17 protein-coding genes are annotated in these 19,969 nt (G+C 70.4%); 9 read left to right on the top strand and 8 right to left on the bottom strand.

The window, feature by feature from the left end:
- The first annotated feature begins 5 nt into the window (after positions 1-5).
- From uvrB to AB0G20_RS29600, 6 genes are all read left to right on the top strand, one after another.
- Positions 6-2,150: an excinuclease ABC subunit UvrB gene (uvrB, locus tag AB0G20_RS29625; RefSeq protein ID WP_361307595.1), complete on the top strand. Its 2,145-nt coding sequence runs from the start codon at positions 6-8 to the stop codon at positions 2,148-2,150.
- A gap of 139 nt (positions 2,151-2,289) precedes the next feature.
- A complete protein-coding gene (locus tag AB0G20_RS29620) occupies positions 2,290-2,868 on the top strand; it encodes a TerD family protein (protein ID WP_361307594.1) in 579 nt (192 codons plus the stop codon).
- 76 nt (positions 2,869-2,944) lie between these two features.
- Positions 2,945-4,954 carry a TerD family protein gene (locus AB0G20_RS29615; RefSeq protein WP_361307592.1) on the top strand — a complete coding sequence of 670 codons (2,010 nt, stop codon included), beginning with the start codon at positions 2,945-2,947 and terminating at the stop codon, positions 4,952-4,954.
- A 222-nt stretch (positions 4,955-5,176) separates the two neighbouring features.
- A complete protein-coding gene (locus AB0G20_RS29610; RefSeq protein WP_361307590.1) occupies positions 5,177-6,178 on the top strand; it encodes a TerC/Alx family metal homeostasis membrane protein in 1,002 nt (333 codons plus the stop codon).
- Positions 6,179-6,308: 130 nt separating this feature from the next.
- Positions 6,309-6,611, top strand: coding sequence for a hypothetical protein (locus tag AB0G20_RS29605; RefSeq protein WP_361307588.1), 303 nt, complete (start codon positions 6,309-6,311; stop codon positions 6,609-6,611).
- A gap of 73 nt (positions 6,612-6,684) precedes the next feature.
- The gene (locus AB0G20_RS29600; protein ID WP_361307586.1) at positions 6,685-7,785 is read left to right on the top strand and encodes an ionic transporter y4hA; all 1,101 of its coding nucleotides are present in this window, start codon (positions 6,685-6,687) and stop codon (positions 7,783-7,785) included.
- 78 nt (positions 7,786-7,863) lie between these two features.
- Here the strand turns inward: AB0G20_RS29600 and AB0G20_RS29595 are convergent, their stop codons facing one another.
- Both AB0G20_RS29595 and AB0G20_RS29590 read right to left on the bottom strand, forming a co-directional pair.
- The gene (locus tag AB0G20_RS29595; RefSeq protein WP_361307584.1) at positions 7,864-9,138 is read right to left on the bottom strand and encodes an MFS transporter; all 1,275 of its coding nucleotides are present in this window, start codon (positions 9,136-9,138) and stop codon (positions 7,864-7,866) included.
- 94 nt (positions 9,139-9,232) lie between these two features.
- Positions 9,233-10,279: a S66 peptidase family protein gene (locus AB0G20_RS29590; protein ID WP_361307988.1), complete on the bottom strand. Its 1,047-nt coding sequence runs from the start codon at positions 10,277-10,279 to the stop codon at positions 9,233-9,235.
- A gap of 112 nt (positions 10,280-10,391) precedes the next feature.
- On the opposite strand from AB0G20_RS29590, the gene aroQ reads away from it, so the two are divergent.
- Positions 10,392-10,865 carry a type II 3-dehydroquinate dehydratase gene (gene aroQ, locus AB0G20_RS29585; RefSeq protein WP_361307582.1) on the top strand — a complete coding sequence of 158 codons (474 nt, stop codon included), beginning with the start codon at positions 10,392-10,394 and terminating at the stop codon, positions 10,863-10,865.
- 58 nt (positions 10,866-10,923) lie between these two features.
- Here the strand turns inward: aroQ and AB0G20_RS29580 are convergent, their stop codons facing one another.
- From AB0G20_RS29580 to AB0G20_RS29560, 5 genes are all read right to left on the bottom strand, one after another.
- Positions 10,924-11,676, bottom strand: a complete 753-nt coding sequence (locus tag AB0G20_RS29580; RefSeq protein ID WP_361307580.1) for an amino acid ABC transporter ATP-binding protein — start codon at positions 11,674-11,676, stop codon at positions 10,924-10,926.
- The gene (locus AB0G20_RS29575; RefSeq protein ID WP_361307578.1) at positions 11,673-12,569 is read right to left on the bottom strand and encodes an amino acid ABC transporter permease; all 897 of its coding nucleotides are present in this window, start codon (positions 12,567-12,569) and stop codon (positions 11,673-11,675) included. The genes AB0G20_RS29580 and AB0G20_RS29575 overlap by 4 nt, the downstream gene beginning before the upstream one ends.
- Positions 12,566-13,435, bottom strand: a complete 870-nt coding sequence (locus tag AB0G20_RS29570) for an ABC transporter substrate-binding protein (RefSeq protein WP_361307576.1) — start codon at positions 13,433-13,435, stop codon at positions 12,566-12,568. The genes AB0G20_RS29575 and AB0G20_RS29570 overlap by 4 nt, the downstream gene beginning before the upstream one ends.
- 286 nt (positions 13,436-13,721) lie before the next feature.
- Complete coding sequence (locus tag AB0G20_RS29565; protein ID WP_361307574.1) at positions 13,722-14,378, bottom strand: MBL fold metallo-hydrolase; 657 nt, start codon at positions 14,376-14,378, stop codon at positions 13,722-13,724.
- A gap of 55 nt (positions 14,379-14,433) precedes the next feature.
- Positions 14,434-15,123 (bottom strand): maleylpyruvate isomerase family mycothiol-dependent enzyme, encoded by a 690-nt coding sequence (locus tag AB0G20_RS29560; RefSeq protein WP_361307572.1) that lies wholly within the window; start codon positions 15,121-15,123, stop codon positions 14,434-14,436.
- Between the two features lie 222 nt (positions 15,124-15,345).
- Between AB0G20_RS29560 and uvrA the strand changes: the two genes are divergently transcribed.
- The gene (gene uvrA, locus AB0G20_RS29555) at positions 15,346-18,372 is read left to right on the top strand and encodes an excinuclease ABC subunit UvrA (protein WP_361307570.1); all 3,027 of its coding nucleotides are present in this window, start codon (positions 15,346-15,348) and stop codon (positions 18,370-18,372) included.
- Between the two features lie 68 nt (positions 18,373-18,440).
- Here uvrA and AB0G20_RS29550 read toward each other — a convergent pair whose 3' ends face one another.
- Entirely contained in the window at positions 18,441-18,998 is a 558-nt protein-coding gene (locus AB0G20_RS29550) for a YceI family protein (RefSeq protein ID WP_361307568.1), read from the bottom strand.
- A gap of 101 nt (positions 18,999-19,099) precedes the next feature.
- Between AB0G20_RS29550 and AB0G20_RS29545 the strand changes: the two genes are divergently transcribed.
- Positions 19,100-19,969, top strand: coding sequence for a helix-turn-helix domain-containing protein (locus AB0G20_RS29545; protein ID WP_361307566.1), 870 nt, complete (start codon positions 19,100-19,102; stop codon positions 19,967-19,969).

The raw sequence follows: 19,969 nt of genomic DNA, 5'->3' as shown, positions 1-19,969 counted from the left end.
AACCCATGCGGCCCGTTTCAAAGATCGAACGCACGGTGGCGCCCTTCGAGGTCGTCAGCCCCTACCAGCCGAACGGCGACCAGCCGACGGCCATCGCCGACCTCGCCCGGCGCATCGAGGCGGGCGAGAAGGACGTCGTGCTGCTCGGCGCGACCGGCACCGGCAAGTCCGCCACCACCGCGTGGATGATCGAGAAGCTCCAGCGCCCCACGCTCGTGATGGCGCCGAACAAGACGCTGGCCGCCCAGCTGGCGAACGAGTTCCGCGAGCTGCTCCCGAACAACGCCGTCGAGTACTTCGTCTCGTACTACGACTACTACCAGCCCGAGGCGTACGTCCCGCAGTCGGACACCTACATCGAGAAGGACTCCTCGGTCAACGAGGAGGTCGAGCGCCTGCGCCACTCCGCGACCAACTCGCTGCTCACCCGCCGCGACGTCATCGTGGTCGCCTCCGTCTCCTGCATCTACGGCCTCGGCACCCCGCAGGAGTACGTGGACCGCATGGTCCCCCTCCGCGTCGGCGAGGAGATCGACCGCGACGAGCTGCTGCGCCGCTTCGTGGACATCCAGTACACGCGCAACGACATGGCCTTCACGCGCGGCACCTTCCGTGTCCGCGGCGACACCATCGAGATCTTCCCGGTCTACGAGGAGCTGGCCGTCCGCATCGAGATGTTCGGCGACGAGATCGAGGCGCTGTCCACCCTGCACCCGCTCACCGGCGAGATCATCAGTGACGACGAGCACCTCTACGTCTTCCCGGCCTCCCACTACGTCGCAGGCCCCGAGCGCCTGGAGCGGGCCGTCAACGACATCGAGAAGGAGCTGGCCGAGCGCCTGACGGAGCTGGAGAAGCAGGGCAAGCTGCTGGAGGCCCAGCGCCTGCGCATGCGGACCACGTACGACATCGAGATGCTGCGCCAGATCGGCAGCTGCTCCGGCGTCGAGAACTACTCGATGCACTTCGACGGCCGCTCGCCCGGGTCCCCGCCGAACACCCTGCTGGACTACTTCCCGGACGACTTCCTCCTCGTCATCGACGAGTCGCACGTCACCGTCCCGCAGATCGGCGCCATGTACGAGGGCGACGCCTCCCGCAAGCGCACCCTCGTCGACCACGGCTTCCGGCTGCCCTCCGCCCTGGACAACCGCCCCCTGAAGTGGGAGGAGTTCCAGGAGCGCATCGGCCAGACGGTCTACCTGTCGGCCACCCCGGGGAACTACGAGATGTCCCGCTCGGACGGTTTCGTCGAGCAGATCATCCGCCCCACCGGTCTCGTCGACCCGGAGGTCGTCGTCAAGCCCACCGAGGGCCAGATCGACGACCTGGTGCACGAGATCCGGCAGCGCACCGAGAAGGACGAGCGCGTCCTGGTCACCACGCTCACCAAGAAGATGGCCGAGGACCTGACGGACTACTTCCTGGAGCTGGGCATCCAGGTGCGCTATCTGCACAGCGACGTCGACACCCTGCGCCGTGTCGAACTGCTGCGTGAACTGCGCGCGGGCGAGTACGACGTGCTGGTCGGCATCAACCTCCTGCGCGAGGGCCTCGACCTGCCGGAGGTGTCCCTGGTGGCGATCCTGGACGCCGACAAGGAGGGCTTCCTGCGCTCCGGCACGTCCCTGATCCAGACCATCGGCCGCGCCGCGCGCAACGTGTCCGGCCAGGTCCACATGTACGCCGACAAGATCACGCCGGCGATGGAGAAGGCCATCGACGAGACCAACCGGCGCCGCGAGAAGCAGATCGCGTACAACACCGAACGGGGCATCGACCCCCAGCCCCTGCGCAAGAAGATCAACGACATCGTCGCCCAGATCGCGCGCGAGGACATCGACACCGAGCAACTGCTCGGCTCGGGCTACCGCAAGGCGAAGAAGGACGGCGGGGGCACCAAGGCGCCCGTGCCCTCCCTCGGCAAGGCGGGTGCGACGGCCAAGTCCGCCAAGGGCAAGGGCAAGGCCGAGGAGGCGGTCCCGACCGACCGCCCCGCGGCCGAACTGGCCGGACAGATCGAGGAGCTCACCGCGCGGATGCGGGCCGCCGCCGCGGAGCTCCAGTTCGAGATCGCGGCCCGACTGCGCGACGAGGTCTCGGAGATGAAGAAGGAGCTGCGTCAGATGAAGGAGGCGGGCCTGGCCTGACAGCGTGCCGCGTACGCGCAGTGTTGCAAGACCGACACAAAGTGCGGACCGGGGTACGTCGCTGTCAGTGCCGCTGCGTAGGGTGCTGGTCAACCGCGACTACGCGGCAACAGGGGACGTTCGAGAGGGGAATCAGCGCGTGACCGTCAACATGACCAAGGGTCAGGCCATCAGTCTGCAGAAGAACGACGGCGGCAGCCTGACCGCGGTTCGCATGGGTCTCGGCTGGCAGGCGGCTCCCCGGCGCGGCCTGTTCGGCTCGCGCACGCGAGAGATCGACCTCGACGCCTCCGCCGTCCTGTTCGCGGACAAGCAGCCGGTCGACGTCGTCTTCTTCCGCCACCTGGTGAGCGACGACGGCTCGGTGCGCCACACCGGTGACAACCTCGTCGGCGGTGTCGGCCAGGGCGGCGACGACGAGGCGATCCTCGTCGACCTCGCGCGGATCCCGGTCCACATCGACCAGATCGTCTTCACCGTGAACTCCTTCACGGGCCAGACCTTCCAGGAGGTGCAGAACGCGTTCTGCCGCCTGGTCGACGAGACCAACGGCCAGGAGCTCGCCCGCTACACGCTCGCCGGCGGCGGCCAGTACACGGCCCAGATCATGGCCAAGGTCCACCGTTCCGGCCAGGGCTGGTCGATGACGGCCCTGGGTAACCCGGCCAACGGCCGTACCTTCCAGGACCTGATGCCGTCGATCCTGCCGGTGCTCTGAGAGCACCCGGGCCCCGGACCGGCGGGCCCGGCGAGCAGCACACGACTCCACACAACGACACAGGGGGACGAAGGCGATGACGGCCGAGCTGGTGCGGGGGCAGAACCACCCGCTCTCCCAGGCCCGTCTCGAGATCCGGATCTCGGCCGGTACGCCGATCGTGGCCGTGGCCGCGCTCGGCGACGAGAACGGCCGGATCCACGGCGTGGAGTGGGTGGCCCACCCGGGCGCACCCACCCAGCCGGGTCTCGAGGTCTCCCGGCAGGCCGCCGCCGACCATCGCCTCGCGGTGGACCTGGACGCCGTGCCGGAGGCCGTCCACCGTGTCAGCGTGCTGCTCGCCCTCCCCGTGGGCGGGACGGGCCCGGTCCGTTTCGGCGCGGTGGCGGCCCCCTTCGTCGCCGTCACCGGCCTCGACGGCGGCGAGGTCGCCAGCTACACCATCACCGGCCTGGAGGCCGAGTCGGCCGTCGTCGCCCTGGAGCTCTACCGCCGGCAGGGCGCCTGGAAGGTGCGCGCCGTCGGCCAGGGCTACGCGGGCGGCCTCGCCGAACTCCTCACCGACCAGGGCCTGGCGCAGGCCCACCAGCTCGCCGGCAGTATCAACGAAGCGGTGGCCCAGGGGCTGGCCCGCTCGGTGCAGGCGCCCCCGCCGCGCACCGCGGACGGTGACCGCTCCCGGCAGACAGCGGCCCCCGCCCTCGGCCCGGACCAAGGCGGCACCGCGCCTCAGCCCGGTCCCGTACCACCGGTGTCCCCGTACAGCGGTCAGACGTCCGGTGGTCCCGGGCAGCCCGCCCCGCAGCAGCCGTCGTATCAGGGCGCCGCGCCGGACCCCAACGCCGTCACCCAGCCGACGGCCGGCGGTCCGATCGACTACAGCCACCCGCGCCGCCAGAACGCCGCTCCGCCCCCGCCCCCGTCGGCCACGCCGCCGGCAGCACCCGGGCAGCCCGCACAGCCCGTCGCGGGCGACGCGACCGGCTGGTCCATGGAGGAGCGGCTCTACAACCAGGTGTGGGGCATGTTCGAGGACCTGGCCCGCACCACCGCCGCCTACCGCAGCGCCGTCGACTTCGCCGAGTCACGTATGGACAAGGAGCTGGAGCAGGTCCTCTCCGACCCGCGCAGCCGGATCGGCGGGCAGGGCGACGCCGCCCGCGAGGCCGCCCGGGCCCGGCACGCCCAGCTCGTCGCCCAGGCCCAGGAGGCCCTCGACCGGGACCTCACCCAGCTCGCGGCCGAGGCCGACGTCGTCGAACCGGCCCTGCCACCGGCGTACGCCCGCTGGGACAGCCCGGTGTGGCATGCCTACCGGGTACCGATGGAGATCCCCATGGCCCTGCGCCTGGGCGACCTCCATCTCCCCGAGGCCGACCGGATCCGCATCCCGATGCTGGTCCGGCTGCCGCTGGAGCGGGGCCTGTGGATCGACAGCGGGTCGGCCGGATCGTCCGACGGTTCGTTCACCGACTCCCACGCCATGAGCCGTCTCGCCATGGAGACGGCGGTCGCGCACGCGGCCCGGCTGCTCGCCGTCTACCCGGCGGGCGAGTTCACCGTCCATGTCATCGACCCGGCCGGTTCGGGGGCACAGCCGCTGGCGCCCCTCGTGCAGACCGGCGTGCTGGCGGCCCCGCCCGCGCTCGGCGCCGCCGGGGTGGCGGATGTGCTGGGCCGGCTCACCCAGCGGGTCGACCTCGTGCAGATGGCGGTCCGGGGCGGCGCCGCCGACTCCCTTCCGCCCGGCTTCGACACCTCCCAGCAGCTCCTGATCGTCAACGACTTCCCGCACGGCTTCGACGACCGGGCCGTGAACCAGCTGCGCTACCTCTCCGACGAGGGCCCCGCCTTCGGCGTCCACCTGATGATGGTCGCCGACCGGGAGGAGTCCTCCGGGTACGGGCCTTTGCTCGACCCGCTGTGGCGTTCGCTGTTGCGACTGACGCCGGTGGCCGACGATCACCTGGCCGACCCGTGGGTCGGCCACGCCTGGACGTACGAGCCGTCGCTCGTGCCACCCGGCAGCCAGGTCCTCCAGCAGGTGCTCGCCCAGGTGGCCACCGCCCGTACCAAGTTCATGTAAAGCCTCCTGACCAGGGATTTTGGCCTTTCTTTTGCCAAGCGCTTTACCTGTTCTTGGTGATTGGGGTACTGTTGACGGCACGGAGGGGAGTACTCCCTGTCTGCTGCGGCGTACCCGTCAATACGGATCAGGCCAGATCCCGGGGCGTCGGCCCATCTTGGGTGGAAGAGACCTCCGGCAGCGACGACGCTGACATTTGCCGTTACGACTGCCGGAGGCGCAGTGGATGTTTCCGTGACCCTATGGGTCCTGACGATCGTGGGCCTTGCCGCCCTCATCGCGGTCGATTTCTTCATCGGCCGCAAGCCGCACGACGTGTCGATCAAGGAAGCCGGGATATGGACGGTCGTCTGGATCGTCCTGGCCGCGCTCTTCGGGCTCGGTCTGCTTCTGTTCGCCGGTGGCCAGCCCGCCGGTGAGTTCTTCGCGGGCTTCATCACCGAGAAGTCGCTGAGCGTCGACAACCTCTTCGTCTTCGTCCTGATCATGGCGAAGTTCGCGGTGCCGTCGCAGTACCAGCAGCGTGTGCTGCTGATCGGTGTCCTCATCGCCCTGGTCCTGCGAGCGATCTTCATCGCCGCCGGCGCGGCGATCCTCGCCAGCTTCGCCTGGGTCTTCTACATCTTCGGCGCCTTCCTCATCTACACCGCCTGGAAGCTCATCCAGGAGGCCCGGGCCGACGAGGAGGACGAGGAGTTCGAGGAGAACAAGCTGCTCAAGGCCGCCGAGCGCCGCTTCGGCGTGGCGGACCGGTACCACGGCACCAAGCTGTGGATCGAGGAGAACGGCAAGCGGGTCATGACCCCGATGCTGGTCGTGATGCTGGCCATCGGCACCACCGATGTGCTCTTCGCCCTCGACTCCATCCCCGCGATCTTCGGCCTGACGCAGGACCCGTACATCGTCTTCACGGCCAACGCGTTCGCCCTGATGGGTCTGCGCCAGCTGTACTTCCTCATCGGCGGCCTGCTGAAGAAGCTGGTCCACCTCAGCTACGGCCTGTCGATCATCCTCGGCTTCATCGGCGTGAAGCTGGTGCTGCACGCGCTGCACGAGTCCGGGGTACATGTCCCCGAGATCAGCATTCCGGTCTCGCTCGGCGTGATCTGCTCCGTCCTGATCGTCACCACGATCACCAGCCTGCGAGCTTCCAAGAAGCAGGCGGCGGCCGAGGCGGCGCAGGAGACGAGCGGAGGCGCTCAGAAGGACAGCGTCGACGTCTGACCGCGTCGGTCGTAGGAACAACCATCACCGGGATCGGTGGTCGGCGAATTGCCGTCCACCGGTCCCGGTGCTTGCTTGTTTCCTGAGCGCGTTCCCCGGCCCGGGGGCGCCGAGGCCGGCTGGAGGTGCCATGAAGTTCGTGCAGATCATCGAGTTCGAGACCGAGCGTCTGGAAGAGATGCAGCAGGTGCTCGAAGAGGCGGGGCAGCGCAACGCCGACCGTGCGGGCGGCCCCACCCACAGCATGCTGCTGAAGGACCGGGACAAGCCCAACCGCTTCCTGGCGCTGGTCGAGTTCGAGTCGTTCGACGAGGCCATGCGCAACAGCGCCGATCCGGAGACCAGCAGGATGGCGGAGCGGCTGAACGCACTCAGCATCGGCGAGCGGGTGTTCATCAACTGCGACGTCCTGGACGCGCGTGACCTCAAGTAGCCCCGGCAGAGCGCCCCCAGGGGCCCGGTACGACCGGAGTGCGTGGCTTCTGCCGGTCTGCGACGATCTCTGCATGATCGCTCGGCGCAGGCGGCTCGCAGCACAGTGGACGACCCTGGTGCCCTTGCTCGCGGCCGTGCTGCTGGTTCTGACCTGGGGGCGGGATCTGCCCGTCGCGATCGTCGCCCTGGTGACCCTGGTCCTCGCGGGAGCCGTCCTGGCCGCCGTGCACCACGCCGAAGTGGTGGCCCACCGGGTCGGTGAACCATTCGGCTCTCTCGTGCTCGCCGTCGCCGTCACGATCATCGAGGTCGCCCTCATCGTCACCCTGATGGTCGATGGCGGGGACAAGAGCTCGACGCTGGCGCGGGACACCGTCTTCGCGGCCGTGATGATCACCTGCAACGGCATCGTCGGCCTGTGCCTCCTGGTCGCCTCACTGCGGCACGGCACGGCCGTCTTCAACCCGGAGGGCACCGGCGCCGCACTCGCCACCGTCGCGACCCTGGCCACCCTCAGCCTGGTCCTGCCGACGTTCACCACGAGCAAGCCGGGACCGGAGTTCTCCACCGTCCAGCTGACCTTCGCGGCGCTGTCCTCGCTGATTCTGTACGGCCTGTTCGTCGCCACTCAGACCGTGCGGCACCGGGACTACTTCCTGCCGATCACCCGGCACGGCGAGGTGATCACCGCCGAGGAGCACGCCGAGGCGCCGACCGCTCGCACCGCCCGGATCAGCCTGGCCCTGCTGGGCCTGGCTCTGGTCGGCGTGGTCGGCCTGGCGAAGGGCGTCTCGCCCACCATCGAGTCCGGGGTGGAGGCCGCAGGGCTCCGTCAAGCGGTCGTCGGCGTGATCATCGCGCTGCTGGTGCTGCTCCCGGAGACCATCGCCGCGCTGCGCTCCGCCCGTCGCGACCGTGTGCAGACCAGCCTGAACCTCGCCCTCGGCTCGGCCATGGCCAGCATCGGCCTGACCATTCCCGCCGTCGCACTCGCCTCCCTGTGGCTCTCCGGCCCGCTCGTCCTCGGTCTCGGCTCCACCCACCTGGTGCTGCTCGCCCTGACCGTGGTGGTGGCCTCGCTGACCGTGGTGCCGGGCCGGGCCACGCCGCTTCAGGGCGGGGTCCACCTGGTGCTGTTCGCGGCCTACCTGGAGCTGGCGATCAACCCGTAGGCGCGCTCACCCATAGAGGCGCGCAAACGCCCGCGCAACCGTTTACGCGCCGCGCCGGACACGGCACCAGCACCCGGCTCACCCAGCAGTGGCCTCCGCCGCCGCCCCCGCCCGCACCGGACGGGTCTCCGGCAGCAGCGCGAAGCACCCCAGGCTGAACAGCGCGATCACCGTCAGATAGGCGGCCACGCCCCACGGCACCCGCCCGCCCTGCTCGGCCAGGGCCGTCGCCACGATCGGTGTGAGCGCGCCTCCGACGACCCCGCCGAGGTTGTAGCCGACGGCGGCGCCCGTGCAGCGCACCCGCGGCTCGTACAGCTCCGGCAGATAGGCGGCGATCACGGCGAACATCGTGATGAACGCGAGCATCGCCCCGAGGAAGCCGAGGAACATCGGCAACGGCGCCCCGGTGGCGAGGAGCGCGACCATCGGGAACATCCACAGGGCGGCGGCCGCACACCCGGCCAGGCACAGCGGCCGCCGGCCGTAGCGGTCACCGAGCAGCGCCACCAGCGGGGTGAGAGCGCCCTTCACGAGCACCGCGCCCATGATGCACGTCAGCATGACGCTGCGGCTCACCCCGAGCCGCTCCGTCCCGTAGGCGAGGGACCAGGTCGTCACGGCGTAGAAGATCGCGTAGCCGATCGCGAGTCCCCCGCCGGTCAGCAGCAGGAGCCGCCAGTGGTCGCGGACGACCTCGGCGAGCGGCACGCGCGCGTGGTCGTCGATCTCGAGGAAGCTGGGGGACTCGGTGAGCGACGACCGCAGCCACAGCCCCACGACGGCCAGAACTCCCGCCGCCCAGAACGGCACCCGCCACCCCCACGCGGCGAACTGCGCCTCGGTCAGCGTCGAGGACAGCCCCAGCACCACACCGTTGGCGAGCAGGAACCCCAGCGCGGGCCCGACCTGCGGGAAGCTCGACCACAGGGCGCGCCGTTCGGATGGCGCGTGCTCCACGGCCAGCAGCACCGCCCCGCCCCATTCCCCGCCGAGCCCCAGCCCCTGGAGGAAACGCAGCACCAGGAGCAGCAGGGGAGCGACCACGCCGATCGAGTCGTACGTCGGCACGCAGCCGACCGCGACCGTGGAGGCCCCGGTCAGCAGCAGGGAGGCGACGAGGACCGGCCGCCGCCCCCGCCGGTCCCCGATGTGCCCGAACAGCACCGATCCGAGCGGCCGGGCCACGAAGCCCACACCGAAGGTGGCGAAGGCGGCCAGTGTCCCGGCCACCGGAGAGAAGGTCGGGAAGAACAGCGGCCCCAGGATCAGGGCCGCCGCGGTGCCGTAGACGAAGAAGTCGTAGAACTCGATGGCCGTGCCGGCGAGTGAGGCGGCCGCGAGGCGCGGCATGGAGGGTGCTCTTACGGTGCGTACGTCGTGCATGCCGCGTCAACTACCCACCGTGATCGCCGGTTACGGGGGCGCGCGGCGGGCTTGGGGGCCCTCAGTACGTGACCGTGATGCGCCGGGCGGGTCCGTCCACGCGCACGGTGCCGCCGTACGGGATCACCAGCTGCGGATCGGTGTGCCCGAAGTCCACGTCGAAGACGATCGTGGCCTCGGGGGCGTAGGTCCGCATGGCGCGCAGTACGGCCTCACGCTGGTCGGCGGCGTATCGGGCAGCCTGCTCCGGGGTGTTGGGCCGCTCGAAGGACCATGTCTTCGGCCGGCCCATCAGCAGGGCCGAGAAGCGCCTGAGCAGCCCGCGCTCGCCCATGCTCCGCAGGGTGTGGAAGACCTCGGTGGCGCTCGGCATGTCCTCCGAGGTCTCCAGGAGCAGCACGCCGCCGTCGTACTCGGACAGGTCGCGGGCGATCTCCCGGTCGGCCATCAGCAGCCAGGCGACGATCTCCAGGCAGCCGCCCCAACTGCGGCCCTCCGCCACCCGGCCGGGGTTCACCCAGGTCCAGCCGGTACCGGGCCGGGTCTCGGGCTCCGCGTCGAAGGTCGCCGGGTCCGCCCAGTCACGGTCGATGTCACGCCACCGCTCGGCGGGCCTCAACTCGTAGGGTCCCGAGGTGAACAGGGCGGCGCGCAGGGACTCGGCGGTCTGCGGATGCATGGCCCCGGGGCGGCCCAGTTCGCACATCACGCTGCCACCGTGGAAGCCGACGATGCCGCAGGTGCGCAGGAAGGCGAGCAGGTTCGTGTTGTCGCTCATCCCGAAGAACGGCTTCGGGTTGGCCCGGATCAACTCCCGGTCCAGGTACGGCAGCACGGTGATCTGGTCGTCGCCGCCGATCGACGCGATGACGGCCTTGATCTCCGGGTCGGCGAAGGCCGCGTGGATGTCGTCGGCCCGCTCCCGGGGCGTGGCGCCCATGGTGCGCGTCGCCGGATACTCGACCGGCTCCAGCCCGAACTCCTCGCGCAGCCGCTGGAGGCCCAGCTCGTAGGGGAGCGGGAAGAGCCCCGGCAGGCCGGAGGAGGGCGAGATCACGGCGATGCGGTCACCCGGGGACGGCTTGGGCGGACAGGTCGGGCTGGTCAGGCTCGTCATGCCGGGAGGCTACGGCCCGGCGGGCTGCCGGCGCACCGTGATAAACCGGCTGTGAGCAGCGGTCCGCCACGGGCCGCCCGACCCTGAACGGACCGGAGGAACCGTGCCCCGCACCCTGGCCCACGCCCCGATCATGATCCTCAACGGCCCCAACCTGAACCTGCTCGGCCAGCGCCAGCCGGAGATCTACGGCTCCGACACGCTCGCCGACGTCGAGGCCCTGTGCGCCAAGGCGGCGGCCGCGCACGGCGGCACGGTCGACTTCCGCCAGTCCAACCACGAGGGCGAGCTGGTCGACTGGATCCACGAGGCGCGGCTGAACCACTGCGGCATCGTGATCAACCCCGGTGCCTACTCGCACACCTCCGTCGCCATCCTGGACGCCCTCAACACCTGTGACGGACTGCCGGTGCTGGAGGTCCACATTTCCAACATCCACCAGCGCGAGTCGTTCCGGCACCACTCCTACGTCTCGCTGCGCGCCGACGGGGTCATCGCGGGCTGCGGCGTGCAGGGGTACGTGTTCGGTGTGGAGCGCGTCGCGGCGCTGGCGGGGGCGGGCAAGGCGAACGCGTGAGCCGCTGCCGGTAAGCCCCGCCGGCCATGGCGGACGCCCCTTACAGCCCGGCGGCTTCCTACAGCCTCCCCGCCTCCACGATCCGCCGCAGGAAGCGCCGCGTGCGCTCCTGCTGCGGATCCCCGAAGACCTGCTCGGCGGTGCCGCGCTCCAGCACCACGCCACCCTCCAGGAAGCACACCTGGTCGGCGACCTCCCGGGCGAAGCCCATCTCGTGCGTGGCCAGCACCATGGTCATGCCCTCGTCCTTCAGCCCGCGGACGACGGTGAGCACCTCGCCCACCAGCTCGGGATCGAGGGCGGCGGTGATCTCGTCGAGCAGCAGCAGCCGGGGGCGTACGGCCAGGGCGCGGACGATCGCCACGCGCTGCTGCTGTCCGCCGCTCAGCCGGTCCGGGTACGCGCCCGCCTTCCCGCCGAGTCCCAGCCGCTCCAGCAGTTCACGCGCGCGTGCCTCGGCCTCGGCTCGGGGCACACCGTGCACGCGGCGCGGGGCGAGCGTGATGTTGTCCAGGACCGTCATGTGCGGGAACAGGTTGTACGCCTGGAAGACCACGCCGATCCGGCGGCGCACGGCGTCCTGGTCGGCGCGCGGGTCGGTGATCTCCTCGTCGTCGAGCCAGATCGCCCCGTCGTCGATGTCCTCCAGCAGGTTCGCGCACCGCAGCAGCGTGGACTTGCCGGAGCCCGAGGCGCCGATCAGAGCGGTGACCGTGTGCGGCGCGACCTCCAGGTCGACGTCCCGCAGCACGACCGAGCCGCCGAAGGTCTTGCGGACGGACTCCATACGCAGCACGGGCGTCTCGCTCATATGGCTCCTCCCTGGGCCTGACGGCGGTCCATCCGGGCCGTCACCCAGTCCGTGAAGCGGGTCATGGGGATGGTCAGCGCGACGAAGACCAGACCGGCGACGATGTACGGCGTGTAGTTGAGGCTGCGGCCCACGATGATGTCGGCGGCCCGCACGGCGTCCACCGCACCGCCGATCGAGACGAGTCCGGTGTCCTTCTGCAGCGACACCAGGTCGTTCAGCAGCGGCGGCACCTGGCGGCGCACCGCCTGGGGCAGCACCACGTACCGCAGCGCCTGCCGGTTGCTCAGCCCCAGCGAGCGGGCCGCGGCGCGCTGCGAGGGGTGCACGGACTCGATGCCGGCGCGGAACACCTCGGCGACATACGCCGAGTACGTCAGGGTGAGCGCGGTGCCGCCGAGCAGCACCGGGTCCACGGTCACCCCCTGCAGCCGCAGCGCCGGGACGCCGAGGACCACGATCATCAGGTTGATGATGAGCGGCAGCCCCCGGAAGAAGTCCGTGTACGCGGCGGCCAGGAAGCGCAGCGGGAAGAACACCGGTCCGCGCAGCGTGCGGGCGACGGCGATCAGCATGCCGAGCACGAGCACCGCGGCACCGCAGACCAGCAGCAGCCGGACGTTCAGCCACAGCCCTTCGAGGACCTTCGGGAACGCCTCGCGCGCGTACCCCCAGTCGAAGAAGGTCTCCTTGGTGCGCGGCCAGCCCGGGGCGTTGACGACGACGAGGTAGAGGACGGCCGCGGTGGCGAGGGTCGAGAGCGCGCCGATCGCCGTCGCGCGCCGGGCGCGGGTGCGCCGGTAGCGCTCCCGGTCCAGGCGCCGCCGCGACGGGACGTAGTCGTCTGCCGCCTCGCGCTCGCCGGAGCCCAGCTCTTCCTTGTTCACCGTCACTTGAGCACCGGCGCGTCTACGGCGTCCGACAGCCACTGCTGCTCGATCTTCGCGAGCGTGCCGTCCTTGCGCAGCGCCTCCACGGCCCGCGAGACGCAGGGGGTGAGCGCGCTGCCCTTGTCGAGCACGAGACCGAACTGCTCCGGCGTACCGCCCTGGTGCTCGAACTGACCCACGATCGTCGCGTCGGTGATCTCGGCCCCGGTGATGTAGAAGGCGGTCGGCAGATCGACGACGATCGCGTCGACCTGGCCGTTCTTCAGCGCGGACTTGGCCTGGTCGTTCTTGGCGTACACGGCCGCCGCCTGCGTGGGCCGCACCACGTCGTCGATGTAGTCGAGGCTGGTGGTGCCGACCTGTGCGCCCAGCTTCACGCCCTTCAGGTCCGCGACGCTCTTCGCCTTGGCGGCCTTGGAGCCCTTCAGCGCGACGACGGCCTGACGCACGTCGTAGTAGCCGGAGGAGAAGTCCACCGCCTTCTTGCGCTCCTCGCTCACGGACACCTGGTTGATGTCGAAGTCGAAGGTCTTCTCACCCGGCGCGAAGGCCTTGTTGAAGGGGACGGTCTGCCAGGCGACCTTGTCCTTGCCGTAGCCGAGCCGTTCTGCGACGGCGTAGGCGACCGCCGACTCGAAGCCCTTGCCGTTGGCGGGCTCGTCGTCCTTGAACCACGGCTCGTAGGCGGGCTCGTCGGTGGCGATCGTCAGCTTGCCCGAGGTCCGCGTGGCCAACTCGCCCTTCTTGCACGCGTTCCCGGCGGACGACGACGGCTTGCCCGACTCCGGCTGCGGAGCGCAGCTCACGGCGGCGGCGAGGAGGGCGACGGCGACGGCAGCGCGGCGCAGGGCACGCGGGGCAGGATGCATGGCGGGAGATTGACAGCCGAGGGACCCGTTTGTCGAGGTCACGGCAACACATGTCCGGATAGTGGGAACGGGTGTTGCAGCTGTGTGAACGCGTCCCGGCCACTGCCGTGTCGGCAGGCGCCGGGGCCGCCGACCGAGGGCGGGGAACGACAGGCCGGCGGCCCATCCGCCCAGGAGCCGTCATCCTGCGCGGGGCTGAGACCAGTTGACTGCGCAACCAGGTTCGAGGGGAGCGCACGTGCGACACCGGCGTGTGCGAACGATTCACACGGGGCGCGTGCGCGGTTCACCACCCGCGCGCGTGCCACTCCGGCAGGTGCGGGCGCTCGGCGCCCAGGCTCGTGTCGTTGCCGTGCCCCGGGTAGACCCAGGTCTCGTCCGGGAGGGCGCCGAAGATCTTGGTCTCGACATCGTGGATGAGACTGGCGAACGCCTTGGGGTCCTTGTGGGTGTTGCCCACACCGCCGGGGAACAGGCAGTCCCCGGTGAACACATGGGGATGCCCGTGCGGGTCGTCGTAGACGAGGGCGATCGAACCGGGCGTGTGCCCGACCAGGTGGCGCGCGGTGAGCTCCACGCGCCCCACCCGGATGGTGTCGCCGTCGTCGACCAGCACGTCGGTCGGTACGGGAATGCCGTCGGCGTCCTCGCGGCCCGCGTAGGTGCGGGCGCCGGTGGCCGCCACGACCTCGGCCAGCGCCTGCCAGTGGTCGCCGTGCCGGTGGGTCGTGACGACGGACGCGATGCCGTCGTCACCGATCATGCCGAGCAGCGTCTCCGCCTCGTTCGCGGCGTCGATCAGCACCTGCTCGTCCGTGGCCCGGCAGCGCAGCAGATAGGCGTTGTTGTTCATCGGACCCACCGCGATCTTGGTGATCATCAGGTCCTTGAGCTCGTGCACATCGGCCGGTCCGCCGACCGTCACCTCTCCGCTGTACGTCATGTCCGCCAGCCTATAGCGGGGGAGTGGCCCCGGTCCTGCTGCCGGGGAAGCGGCCCTAGAGCGGCGGCAGCGCAGGCAGCGGACCCCCGTCCACCGTCAGTGCCGCCCCGGTGCGGCGGCCGGCGAGCCAGCCCAGCAGGTCCGCCGGGGAGCCCGTGACGGTCACTTCCGGCCCCTCCTTCGCGTCCCGTTCCGTGCTCCACGCACGCGTGCCGTCCGTGAGGCGCGTGGACGGTACGTCGGGATGCCCGGCGAACCGGTCGGCGAGGAAGTCGATCTCCCGCTGCGTGAATTCCGCCGGCAGATCCTCCAGCTCGTATCCGATCCCCAGGTCCACGTGATGCAGCTCCACCTCGACCCACCGCCGGAACGGCACCCGGGACGCGGAGTCCGTGACCCCGTTGCGCAGCTCCACCGTGCGCGACCAGTCCGCCGGAGCGGCCCCGGTCTCCTGGAAGCGGGCCGCGCTCTCGCGCAGGTCGGCGAGCTGGGCGTCGAGGGCACGCGGGGCGTCCCGCTCGATGTCGGCGTCCCGGGCCTCGCCGGAGACGTACATGGGACGCCCCTCGAGGACGTTCACGAGGGCGTCCGCGTTGCGGGCGAGGTGGGCCAGGACATGGCCGCGGCTCCAGCCGGGCAGCCGTGACGGGTGGGTCACAGACGCGTTGTCCAGTTTGCCGACTGCGGTCAGCAGCCGCTCCGTCGCGTCACGTACAGACGCCAGGTCATGAGCGTGATCAATCATGGTGCTGACCCTAGCTCCGCCACTCCTTCGGGTGAAGGTGGTGAAGCAGTGCCGTAAATCGAAAGCACGTGCTATATGGTCGGACGTGGCGTCGGGCATGCTGGAGAGCCGGGGTTTGTTGGCAACCCGTGAATCCGACCGGCGTTGTCAGTGGCTCCCCCTAGTCTGAGAAAGACGGGGGCCCCGCCCCTGTCACTTCTCTCAAGAAAGGTGCGGACCGGCGTGGCCGACCGTCTCATCGTTCGTGGAGCGCGCGAGCACAACCTCAAGAACGTCTCGCTCGATCTCCCGCGCGACTCGCTCATCGTCTTCACGGGCCTGTCGGGGTCGGGCAAGTCCTCGCTGGCCTTCGACACCATCTTCGCGGAGGGACAGCGGCGCTACGTGGAGTCCCTCTCCTCGTACGCCCGGCAGTTCCTCGGCCAGATGGACAAGCCGGACGTCGACTTCATCGAGGGCCTGTCCCCGGCCGTCTCCATCGACCAGAAGTCGACCTCGCGCAACCCGCGCTCCACGGTCGGCACCATCACCGAGGTCTACGACTACCTGCGTCTGCTCTTCGCGCGCATCGGCAAGCCGCACTGCCCCGAGTGCAGCCGTCCGATCTCGCGCCAGTCGCCGCAGGCCATCGTCGACAGGGTCCTGGAGCTGCCCGAGGGCAGCCGCTTCCAGGTGCTGTCGCCGCTGGTGCGCGAGCGCAAGGGCGAGTTCGTCGATCTCTTCGGCGACCTCCAGACCAAGGGCTACTCCCGCGCGCGGGTGGACGGCGAGACGATCCAGCTGTCGAACCCGCCCACGCTGAAGAAGCAGGAGAAGCACACCATCGAGGTGGTCGTCGACCGCCTCACGGTCAAGGACGGCGCCAAGCGCCGCCTCACCGACTCCGTGGAGACCGCCCTCGGCCTGTCCGGCGGCATGGTCGTGCTCGACTTCGTCGACCTCCCCGAGGACGACCCCGAGCGCGAGCGCATGTACTCGGAGCACCTGTACTGCCCGTACGACGACCTGTCCTTCGAGGAGCTGGAGCCCCGCTCCTTCTCCTTCAACTCGCCCTTCGGCGCCTGCCCCGACTGCACCGGCATCGGCACCCGCATGGAGGTCGACCCGGAGCTGATCGTCCCGGACCCGGACAAGAGCCTCGACGAGGGCGCCATCCACCCCTGGTCGCACGGCCACACCAAGGACTACTTCGGCCGCCTGATCGGCGCCCTCGCCGACGCGCTGGGCTTCCGCACCGACATCCCCTTCGGAGGCCTCCCGCAGCGCGCCAAGAAGGCCCTGCTCCACGGCCACAAGACCCAGGTCGAGGTCCGCTACCGCAACCGCTACGGGCGCGAGCGCCGCTACACCACGGCCTTCGAGGGCGCCGTCCCGTTCGTCAAGCGCCGGCACAGCGAGGCCGAGAGCGACTCCAGCCGCGAGCGCTTCGAGGGCTACATGCGTGAGGTACCCTGCCCGACCTGTTCGGGCACGCGCCTGAAGCCGATCGTCCTCGCGGTCACGATCATGGACAAGTCCATCGCCGAGGTCTCCGCGATGTCGATCAGCGACTGCGCGGACTTCCTGGGCGAGCTGAAGCTCACCGCCCGCGACAAGAAGATCGCCGAGCGCGTGCTGAAGGAGGTCAACGAGCGGCTGCGGTTCCTGGTCGATGTCGGCCTCGACTACCTCTCGCTGAACCGCGCGGCCGGCACCCTGTCCGGTGGCGAGGCCCAGCGCATCCGCCTGGCCACCCAGATCGGCTCCGGCCTCGTGGGCGTCCTGTACGTCCTCGACGAGCCGTCCATCGGTCTGCACCAGCGCGACAACCACCGGCTGATCGAGACCCTGGTCCGGCTGCGCGACATGGGCAACACGCTCATCGTCGTCGAGCACGACGAGGACACGATCAAGATGGCCGACTGGGTCGTCGACATCGGCCCCGGCGCCGGTGAGCACGGCGGCAAGGTCGTGCACAGCGGCTCCTTGAAGGATCTCCTCGCCAACGCCGAGTCGCAGACCGGTCAGTACCTGTCCGGCAAGAAGGCCATCCCGCTGCCCGACATCCGCCGCCCGCTGGACCCGTCCCGGCAGCTCACGGTGCACGGCGCCCGGGAGAACAACCTCCAGGACATCGACGTCTCGTTCCCCCTGGGCGTGTTCACCGCCGTCACCGGCGTGTCCGGCTCCGGCAAGTCGACGCTGGTCAACGACATCCTGTACACGCACCTGGCCCGCGAGCTGAACGGCGCGCGGAGCGTGCCCGGGCGGCACACGCGCGTGGACGGCGACGACCTCGTCGACAAGGTCGTGCACGTGGACCAGTCGCCCATCGGCCGCACCCCGCGCTCCAACCCGGCCACGTACACCGGCGTCTTCGACCACATCCGCAAGCTGTTCGCCGAGACCACCGAGGCGAAGGTCCGCGGCTACCTGCCCGGCCGCTTCTCCTTCAACGTCAAGGGCGGCCGCTGCGAGAACTGCGCGGGCGACGGCACCATCAAGATCGAGATGAACTTCCTCCCGGACGTCTACGTCCCGTGCGAGGTCTGCCACGGTGCCCGGTACAACCGGGAGACCCTGGAGGTCCACTACAAGGGCAAGTCCATCGCCGAGGTCCTGAACATGCCGATCGAGGAGGCCACGGCGTTCTTCGAGGCGGTCCCCGCGATCGCCCGGCACCTCAACACGCTGAAGGACGTCGGCCTCGGCTACGTCCGCCTCGGTCAGGCCGCGACCACCCTGTCCGGCGGTGAGGCGCAGCGCGTGAAGCTCGCCAGCGAGCTGCAGAAGCGCTCCACCGGCCGCACGGTCTATGTCCTGGACGAGCCGACCACCGGTCTGCACTTCGAGGACATCAGCAAGCTGCTGACGGTCCTGTCCGGACTGGTCGACAAGGGCAACACGGTCATCGTCATCGAGCACAACCTCGACGTGATCAAGACGGCCGACTGGATCGTCGACATGGGCCCCGAAGGTGGCGCCGGCGGCGGTCTGGTCGTCGCCGAGGGCACGCCCGAGCAGGTGGCCGGGGTCCCGGCCAGCCACACCGGCAAGTTCCTGCGGGAGGTCCTCGGCGCCGACCGCGTCAGCGACGCGTCCTCGGTGAAGGCGCCGCGCAAGACGACGGCCCGCAAGACGGTCGCGGCCAAGACGGCATCGGCCCGCAAGACCGCCACCAAGACGGTCGCCGGCACGGCCGCCAAGAAGACGGCGGCCAAGACCACCAAGGCCGCCGCGAAGAAGACGACCCGGACCAGCAAGGGCTGAGGTCTCCTGCCGAACGCGCCGTGCCCCGCAGGCAACGTCCTGCGGGGCACGGCGCGTTCGGTGTGCGGTCAGGCCTTCTTCGGCTCCACGAACTGCATGTCGAGCTGGATCTTGACCACGTCGCCGAGCAGACCGGGGGCGAAGTCCAGCCCGAAGTCGCCGCGCCGGATCTCGCCCGTCGCCTCGAACCCGGCGTGCCGGCTGCCGTCCATGGGCACGTCGACCAGCCCGCCGAACTCCACGGCGAGCGTGACCGGGCGGGTCACGTCGCCGATCGTCAGCTCGCCCTCCATGGTCCAGTCCTCGCCCTCGCCCGACACCCGCGTCGAGCGGTACGTCATCGTCGGGCGCTTCTCCACGTCGAGCAGGTCGGAGGCGCGGACGTGCGCGTCCCGGTCGGCGTTGCCGGTGTTGACCGAGGCCAGGTCGACGGTCGCGGAGACCCGCACGTCCTCGACCCGCTCCCCGACGAACAGTTCGGCCTCCAGCCGCTCGAAGCGCCCGCGCACCTTGGCGATGCCCAGGTGCCGGATGGTGAAGTTCACGGAGGAGTGGAACGGGTCGAGGGCCCAGGGCCCCGGAGCGAGCGGCAGAGCGGCAGCGGCGGTAGCGGTCTCATTCGTCATGCCCTCCACCCTGAGAGCCGCGCGGCCCGGGAGGGAGACCGGCCGGAGCCTGGTAGTGACGGGGCCACCCTCCGCGCCCGCGCGCGCTGTACGTTCGGCGGGTGAGCGACAACGAGTTGGGCACGTTCCTGCGCACCTGGCGCGAAGCCGTCACCCCGGCCGAGGCGGGGCTGCCCGCGGGCCCCCGGCGCCGCACCCCGGGCTTGAGGCGTGCCGAGCTGGCCACGCTCGCCGGCGTCAGCGTCGAGTACCTCACCCGGCTGGAACAGGGCCGCGACCGCAACCCTTCTGCCCAGGTGCTCGGCGCCCTCGCCGACGCCCTGAACCTCTCCCTCAACGACCGGATGCTGCTGCGCCGCCTGACCAAGGAGGCGAACGGCGGCGACGTGCTGGTCTGTGCGGCGGCCCCAGCGCTCAGCCACGCGGCGCGCCCCACCGTACGGGCCGTGCTGGACCGCCTGGAGCCCACTCCCGCGCTGGTGGTCAACTGGATCGGCGACGTCCTCGCCCACACGGCCGGGTACGAGCGGCTGGTCGGCCCCCTCGGTCTGCTCGACGACGAGCGGCCCAACCTGCTCCGGTATCTGTTCACCGACGAGCGGGCCCGCAGCGCCTACCGTGACTGGGACCGGGTGGCCGACGATCTCGTCGCCCGGCTCCGGCACGGCGTTCCCCTCCGGGACCCGTACCTCGCCGAGCTGGCCGACGAGCTGTCGGTGACGGCGGGCGCGGACTTCACCGACCGGTTCGCCGACCTGGCCATGGCGCCGCGGCGGACGGGTTCCCAGCACATCGAGCACCCGGAGGCCGGTTCCCTGCGGCTCCTGCACGAGACGCTCGCGCTTCCCGACGAGGGGCAGCAGCTCGTCATCCACCTTCCGGCGGACGACGCCACGGCCGCCGCACTCGACCGCCTCAACGGCCGCCGCCCCGGCGCACTGCGGGCGGTGGCGATGGGCGAGACCGGCTGA

This window comes from Streptomyces sp. NPDC024017 (genome assembly GCF_040638895.1).
Classification (GTDB): Bacteria; Actinomycetota; Actinomycetes; order Streptomycetales; family Streptomycetaceae; genus Streptomyces.
Note: the sequence above shows the minus strand (reverse complement) of the source record. Positions and strands in the feature narration are given on the sequence as shown.